The 6,901-nt window shown below is 66.3% G+C and carries 7 protein-coding genes, 1 tRNA gene and 1 pseudogene; 4 read left to right on the forward strand and 5 right to left on the reverse strand.

The window, feature by feature from the left end; genetic code table 11:
* The 4 genes from fliF to JOY90_RS11005 all read right to left on the reverse strand — a co-directional run.
* Positions 1–619, reverse strand: a 619-nt coding sequence (gene fliF / locus JOY90_RS10990) for a flagellar basal-body MS-ring/collar protein FliF (protein ID WP_291691162.1), incomplete at its 3' end; no start/stop codon positions are given.
* A 171-nt stretch (positions 620–790) separates the two neighbouring features.
* Positions 791–1,066, reverse strand: a complete 276-nt coding sequence (locus JOY90_RS10995; protein WP_002714638.1) for a DUF1153 domain-containing protein — start codon at positions 1,064–1,066, stop codon at positions 791–793.
* 212 nt (positions 1,067–1,278) lie between these two features.
* A complete protein-coding gene (locus JOY90_RS11000; RefSeq protein ID WP_291691163.1) occupies positions 1,279–1,986 on the reverse strand; it encodes a flagellar hook capping FlgD N-terminal domain-containing protein in 708 nt (235 codons plus the stop codon).
* A gap of 18 nt (positions 1,987–2,004) precedes the next feature.
* A complete protein-coding gene (locus JOY90_RS11005; protein WP_291691167.1) occupies positions 2,005–3,639 on the reverse strand; it encodes a flagellar hook-length control protein FliK in 1,635 nt (544 codons plus the stop codon).
* A 313-nt stretch (positions 3,640–3,952) separates the two neighbouring features.
* Here JOY90_RS11005 and mnmA point away from each other — a divergent pair, with 313 nt between their 5' ends.
* The 4 genes from mnmA (at position 3,953) to JOY90_RS11025 (ending at position 6,476) form a co-directional block, all read left to right on the forward strand.
* The gene (mnmA, locus tag JOY90_RS11010) at positions 3,953–5,143 is read left to right on the forward strand and encodes a tRNA 2-thiouridine(34) synthase MnmA (protein ID WP_291691164.1); all 1,191 of its coding nucleotides are present in this window, start codon (positions 3,953–3,955) and stop codon (positions 5,141–5,143) included.
* Positions 5,144–5,154: 11 nt separating this feature from the next.
* Positions 5,155–5,793 (forward strand): class I SAM-dependent methyltransferase, encoded by a 639-nt coding sequence (locus JOY90_RS11015; RefSeq protein WP_291691165.1) that lies wholly within the window; start codon positions 5,155–5,157, stop codon positions 5,791–5,793.
* Between the two features lie 43 nt (positions 5,794–5,836).
* Positions 5,837–6,208 (forward strand): hypothetical protein, encoded by a 372-nt coding sequence (locus JOY90_RS11020; protein ID WP_291691166.1) that lies wholly within the window; start codon positions 5,837–5,839, stop codon positions 6,206–6,208.
* Between the two features lie 191 nt (positions 6,209–6,399).
* Positions 6,400–6,476 (forward strand) — tRNA-Met (locus JOY90_RS11025).
* A 45-nt stretch (positions 6,477–6,521) separates the two neighbouring features.
* Here JOY90_RS11025 and JOY90_RS11030 read toward each other — a convergent pair.
* Positions 6,522–6,901 (reverse strand): annotated as a pseudogene (locus JOY90_RS11030) (hypothetical protein); the annotation flags it as partial.

Here is a 6,901-nt window from a genome sequence, read left to right on the forward strand (position 1 = left end):
CGTTTTGGTCGACGATCGAGACCCGCTGCGGCTTCAGTCCATTGACGGAAGAGGCGACGAGATGGCGGATGGCGCGGATCTGGTTCGGTTCGAGCTGGCCGCGCACCCGCACCACGATCGAGGCGGTCGGCTCCGGCGTCTCGCGCGCGAACAGCGGCCGCTCCGGGAGGACCAGATGGACGCGCGCGGCGGTGATGCGGTCGATCGACTGGATGGTGCGGGCGAGCTCGCCTTCCAGCGCGCGCAGATGGTTGATGTTCTGGACGAAGCTCGTGGTACCGAGCGCATCCGATTTGTCGAAGATCTCGTAGCCGACGCCGCCGCCCTTGGGCAGGCCGCCCTCGGCGAGCTTCATGCGCAGCCGTGTGACCTTGTCCTTGGGCACCAGGATCACGCTGCCTTCATTGCGCAGCTCGTAGGGAATGCCCTGGCGATCCAGGTCCTTGATGATGTTCGACGAATCCTCGAGGCTCAGATCGGTGAACAGCGTCGTCATCTGCGGCGTGGTCACCCGCATGATGACGAACGCGAAGAAGCCGATGAGCGCGGCCGTGACCACGATCATCGCCATCAAACGCGCGGCGCCGAGGCGCTTGAGAAAGTCAACCAGACTCTGCAAACCGATCGCCCCAGAGATCAAAACGCCCATGAACCAACTGGGCAATTATTGCCTATGGGATGGTTTCGATATGGTTAACGATGGTTAAGAGCCGTGCTCGACCGCGCATCAAAAAATCGGCCTCGTGGAGCGAGACCGATTCGCAAGATCCGCGCGATCGCCGAAATGGGCTTACTGGCGATATTGCTGGATGCGGGTGGTGCGCAGGCCGGCCAGGCCGTGCTGATCGATCGAGAACTGCCAGGAGAGGAATTCGTCCACGGTCAGCGTGTAACGGCTGCAGGCTTCTTCCAGGGACAATAGACCGCCGCGAACAGCGGCAACCACTTCGGCCTTGCGGCGAATGACCCACCTCTTGGTCCCGGGCGCCGGCAGGTCCGCAATGGTGAGCGGGCTGCCGTCGGGCCCGATGACGTATTTCACCCTCGGGCGATGGGGTTCTGTCATGGCGTACTCACAAACTCTTAACCACTGAACTCACGGTACCAACCTACGCTTTGCGACTTAAAATTTGGCTAAGCCCAAGGCGGCAATACAATTCCCTTTCCAATGCGCCGACCCCGGCACCTCGCGGCGCCGGGTTGGGCAGTTTCAGACCCTATCTCTTAACTTTCCATTAATAATTGAGCGCGCCGAAGCTGCGCCAAGGGGAGAAGGGGTCAGGAGGAACCGGCGCCGATCGCCTTGACCTGGCTGATGGTGTAGCTCTGGCCGTTGATCGTGAGCAGCGGCGGCGATTGGGTGAGATCGACCGCGCTCACGGTGCCTCCGACCAGCGTCGAGATCGCAACCGAGTTGCCGGTCGAGTCCTGCGCGGTCGCGGTCAACGTGTAGCTCCCGTCGGGCCATTGCGTGCCGTCATTGCCCACGCCGTTCCAGCTGAAGGGCTGGTTGTCGCCGGCATTCGCCGAATACTGGCCCGTGAACACGGTCTGCCCCGAGCTGTTGGCGATGCTGATATTGATCGTGGAGGTCTGCGGCACGTTGAGCTCCCAGGTCGCCTTGGAGTTCGACATCGCGGTGGTGTTGCCGCTCACGATCGCGGTCTTGCCGACGAATTCGAGCGCCTGGGTCGCCTGCGCGGTCTGCTGCATTTTGACCAGCGTGGTGAGCGAATCGTTGGTGTTGATCTGCTCCTGGACTCCGGCGAATTGGACGAGTTGCTGGGTGAACTGGTTGGTATCCAGCGGATCGAGGGGATTCTGGTTCTGCAATTGCGTCGTCAGCAATTGAAGGAAGGTCTGGAAGTTGCCCGCGATCTGCTGGTTGGCCATCGCGTTGGCCGACGATGCCGTCGACCCCGACGTGGATTGGGGCGTGGTGCCCGATACGATCGGGCTCGCCATCACTGCGCCACTGCTTGCCATGCTGCTCTCCTTACTCCTCTACACGCTGATATCGACGCCGCCGCTCGCGCCGAGCGTGCGGCCATAGGATCGCCCGGCAAGCGCCGCGGGGCTCGCTTCCTCGTCGGTGACGACGAGCCGCTGGGCGTTGTGGCCGGACTGGTTGTTGCCGCCGTTGTCCTGGCCCGAGGAGGACTGATCGCGCAGGCTGAACTGCAGACCGCCGCTGCCGGTCTTCAAGCCGGCATCGTTCAGGGCCTGCTGCAATTGCGGGGCGTCCTGCCGCAGCATCTGCAGCGTTTCCGGCTTCTCCACCGTCAGATGCGAGGTCACCTGACCGTTGCGGTCGACGTCGATGCGGACGTCGATGCGGCCGAGATCGGCCGGGTCGAGCCGGACGTCGAAGCTGGTCTTGCCACCGCGAACCGAGGCCGCGATCTCGACCGCGAGCCCGCTGATCGGCACCGGGCCGCCGGTCGCCGGCGCCGCGGTCAGGTTTTGCGTGGAGATAGCCGATGTGGGCGTGGCGGGCTGCGGCGGCAAGGCGGCGGCGAACGGTGCGTTCGGGTCGATCTGCGGCGCGGCAGCGTTGGCAGCAAGCGTCGCTTTGTCGCCGGTTTGGGAGGCGGCCGGCGCCGGCGCGGCGAGGCCGCCGTCCGCCTTGCCGGGCTGGCCTTGCGGATTGCCGGCATCGTCCTTGGCTGCGCCGATCGGTTGTGGCGCGGGAACGGTGCCGTTCGAATCGGCGGGAGTCGTGCCGGTCGGTGCGGTCGCTGGCTGCGGCTTGCCGCCGGCTGCCGAACCCGTTGCCGTCTTGCCTTGGGAGGCGGTCTGACCTTTGACCCCCGTGGCGGCCTTCGCGCTCGTCGAAGTCGTGGCACCGGCGACCGTCGCCAGCAGGGCAGCGTCCGACGCCGCCGGGCCGCTTGAAGCGACGGCTGATTTGTCGGCGGGAGCCTCGGGCGCCGCCTGTCCGGTCGCTTTCCCGGCCTGGGTCTTGTCTCCGGCCTGGGCCGTCATGGCGCCAGGCAGGGCAGATGCCCCTGTGACGGTCAGTGCTGTTGCCGACGTGGCGGAGGTCACGGCCGCAATCGCCTTTGCGGCGATGGCGAGCGGCGCGGTGCCGTCTTCCGACGCGGCGCTCGCGGTCGCGGGCGCATCGCCTGGCGCCGTGCCCGCCGCGATCAAGGTTGCGACGACGCTCTGCACCGGCTCGGCGGCGCCATCTTTCGGTGTTGCAGGGGATTGATCGGTCGCGGTCGGAGGGTCGGAAGTCTTCTCGGCGGACTTGCCGGTTTCACCTTTCGACGTGGTCGTCTTCTTGCTGCCTGGTGGTGCGACGTCGGCTTTGTCGGAACGTTTGCCGACGACCGGGCTCGCATCCGTCGGCTGCGAGTTGCTCGCGGGTGCATCGTCGGACGCGCTGGAAGCGGGAGGCGGAGCGGCACTGATGCCGGAATCTGCAGGCGGGTTGCTCTTTGCCGCCGCCGGCGCGTCGTTGGATGTGGGCGGTGGAGGCGTAGACGGTTCCGGGGGCAGCGCGCCGACGAGATCGGCCGGCGTCTTGCTGTCGACCAGCGCGGCAAAATCCAGGCCGGGCTGCGAGGGGGCAGCTGGAACAGGCTTGGGCTGCGCGCCGGAATAGGACGCGCTTGCAGCAAAATCAGATGTCACGCTCAACACGGGCAGCCTCTCGCAATCAACTCGTGAGAAGGGGTCAGCAAGGACCGGGCCAGCCCTGGTCTCGAAAATAGTAGATATCTTTCAATGGCTTGACGGAGGGTCCGGGCGCACCGGCGTTCCCTGGCCACGCCTTTTTCTGCCGAGGCGGCAAGTTTTGCCGATCGGCACGGGCAAAAGCAGGTCGCGCCTGATTGCCTGCGGAAGATGCGGCCTATATTAAAGAAAGGTTCGCCAAACCAACGGCCCCGATCGCAATCCGGCCTCCGAGCGTTCGACGGCGTCGACGCATCAATGACCTGACACCATGATCAACAGTCTCGATCTCGAAGGCCGCCCCGAGGATACCAGGGTCGTTGTCGCCATGTCGGGCGGCGTCGATTCGTCGACCACGGCCGCGCTGTTGAAGGCGCAGGGCTACGACGTCGTGGGCATCACGCTGCAGCTCTACGATCATGGCGCAGCCACTCACCGCAAGGGCGCCTGCTGCGCCGGCCAGGACATTCACGACGCGCGCAACGTCGCCGAGCGTATCGGCATTCCGCATTACGTGCTGGACTATGAGGATCGTTTCCGCGAGTCGGTCATCGACACCTTCGCCGAGAGCTACGCGTCCGGCGAGACGCCGGTGCCTTGCATCGAATGCAATCGCGCGATCAAGTTTCGCGACCTGCTGCAGACCGCGCGCGAACTCGGTGCGCAGGTTCTCGCCACCGGTCACTACGTCGCCTCGCGCAGGCTCGCCGGCGGCGGGCGCGCGCTGCTCTGCGCCGCCGATGCCGACCGCGACCAGAGTTACTTCCTGTTCGCGACCACCCGCGAGCAGCTCGACTATCTGCGCTTTCCGCTCGGCGACATGGCCAAGCCGCAGGTGCGCGAGCTGGCGCGGCGCTTCGGCCTGACGGTTGCCGACAAGCACGACAGCCAGGACATCTGCTTCGTGCCGACCGGCCGCTACACCGACATCATCGGCCGGCTGAAACCGAACGCCATGGAGCCCGGCGACATCGTCGACACCGATGGCCGTGCGCTCGGCCGCCACCACGGGATCGCGCATTTCACCGTGGGCCAGCGCCGCGGGCTCGGCATTGCATCCGGCTCGCCGCTCTATGTGGTGCGGCTCGATGCGGCGAGCCGCCGTGTCGTGGTCGGCCCGCGCGAGGCCCTGCGCATGGACCGCATCGTGCTGCGTGACGTCAACTGGATCGGCGACGGCGAACTGGATCGTGCCGTGCGCGACGGAATCGAGGTGTTCGTTCGGGTGCGCTCGACCCGCGCGCCGCAGCCGGCCTGGCTGCGCGGTGCGAACGGCAATTACGAGGTCGAGCTGGTTGCGGGCGAGGAGGGGGTGTCGCCGGGGCAGGCCTGCGTGTTCTACGACGCAGCTCAGGGACAGGCACGCGTGCTCGGCGGCGGCTTCATTCTGCGCGCAGCGGCCGGGCGCAGGACGAGCGGCGCGGCCGGCACGCGGGCGCTGGCCGAGGTGATGCGCGACTAGGCTTTCAGGAAATGGCGGGGGACATCGACCGCGCAGGGGTCGAAAAGGCCTACGAGCGCTGGGCGCCGATCTACGATCTCGTGTTCGGCAAGGTTTTCGACCATGGCCGGCAATCGACGATCGCGGAGGCCGACCGGATCGGCGGCCGCGTTCTCGACGTCGGCGTCGGCACCGGGCTGTCGCTGTCGGACTATTCGCGCAAGACCCGGATCAGCGGCGTCGACATTTCCGAGCCGATGCTGCGCCGGGCGCGCAAGCGTGTGCGCGAACTCTCCCTTGCCAATGTCGAACTGCTCGCGGTGATGGATGCCAGGCAACTGGCGTTCAAGGACGCCTCGTTCGACGCGGTGGTGGCACAATATGTCATCACGGCGGTGCCGGATCCCGAGGCGACGCTCGACGATTTCATCCGCGTGCTGAAGCCGGGCGGCGAACTGATCCTGATCAACCATATCGGCGCCGAGCGCGGTCCGCGCCGCCTGTTCGAACTGGCCTTCGCGCCGGTGGCACGGCGGCTCGGCTGGCGGCCTGAATTTCCCTGGGAGCGGCTGGTCAAATGGGCCGCGCGGCATGGCGGCGTCAGCCTCGCCGAGCGCAGGCCGATGCCGCCGATGGGACATTTCTCGCTGATCCGTTACCGAAAAACCTGATTCATTTGCAGGAACAAGCGCCCGGATATTTCGTTCTCGCTGCATGCGGATCAAACATGCGCTTCTGATATCCTGCGTGCTCGCGGTCGGTTCCGGCCTTGGCTTCGACGCGGCCCTGGCACAATCGCCGCCGGCGCCGGCAACCCCGCCGCAGCAGACCGCGCCGCCGCCGGCGCAAAGCCCCACCGATTGCGCGCCGGCCTCGCCAAACGGCAGCACCGTAGCACCGGAGGGCTCGACGGTCGGCCGGTCGAACGAGCCGCTTGGCGACAAGCTCGCCAGGTCCAACGGCGTGCTGTGCCCGCCAAGCAATATCGATCCGGAGATGCGCGCGCCGGCCCCGAACACCGGCACCACGCCGGTGATCCCGCCGCCCGGCAGCCCCGGCGGCAACCCGAACGTGCAGCCGAAATAGTTCGAAGGAACGAAGCGTCGAGCGAAATAAGCCTTGGCGCATCAGCGATTTGGCTTGGCGGCCCTCGGCGCTCCTCAGCGCTCCCTTGGCGGTGCGGTTTGCTTGACAGCGGTCGGCAGTGTTCCTTATATGCCGCCCGTTCGCGCGCGAAGCGGCCGATCGCCGCCCGCGAAATCCGCGCCGGACGCCGTGGCGGGGTAGCTCAGCTGGTTAGAGCACGGGAATCATAATCCTGGGGTCGGGGGTTCGAGTCCCTCCCCCGCTACCACCGCTCACCCCCCACTCGAACGTTTCAGCAACGGTCCCGGCAACGTCAATTCCGACACGGATGCCTTGATCTCGATTGCGAGCTCGTCGGTCCCCGGCGGCGCATGAACGACGACGGCTTGGACCAGCTGGCGCAGCGTTGCGACGAGCTCGGGCTCGTCGAGTTCGCAGCCTCTGCGGCGACCTCGGCCAGGCGCCTGATGTCGGCGAGATAACGCTCGATCGCCGCCGGGTGGACGGTTACGATCTCGGAAGCGGCCGCGATCTGTGCGAGCTCGGCCTTGACGCGCTTCCGTTCGGCCGCGAGCTCATTGACCTTCGGGTTGTATGTGTCGAAATCCGCGCCCTTCGCAATGTTCGTGATCAGGCGATCGATCTCGCGGTCGAGCTCGCCGTTGCGCCGCTGCAGATGCTTCTCGCGGTCGC

The organism is Bradyrhizobium sp., assembly GCF_019242285.1.
Taxonomy (GTDB): domain Bacteria; phylum Pseudomonadota; class Alphaproteobacteria; order Rhizobiales; family Xanthobacteraceae; genus Bradyrhizobium.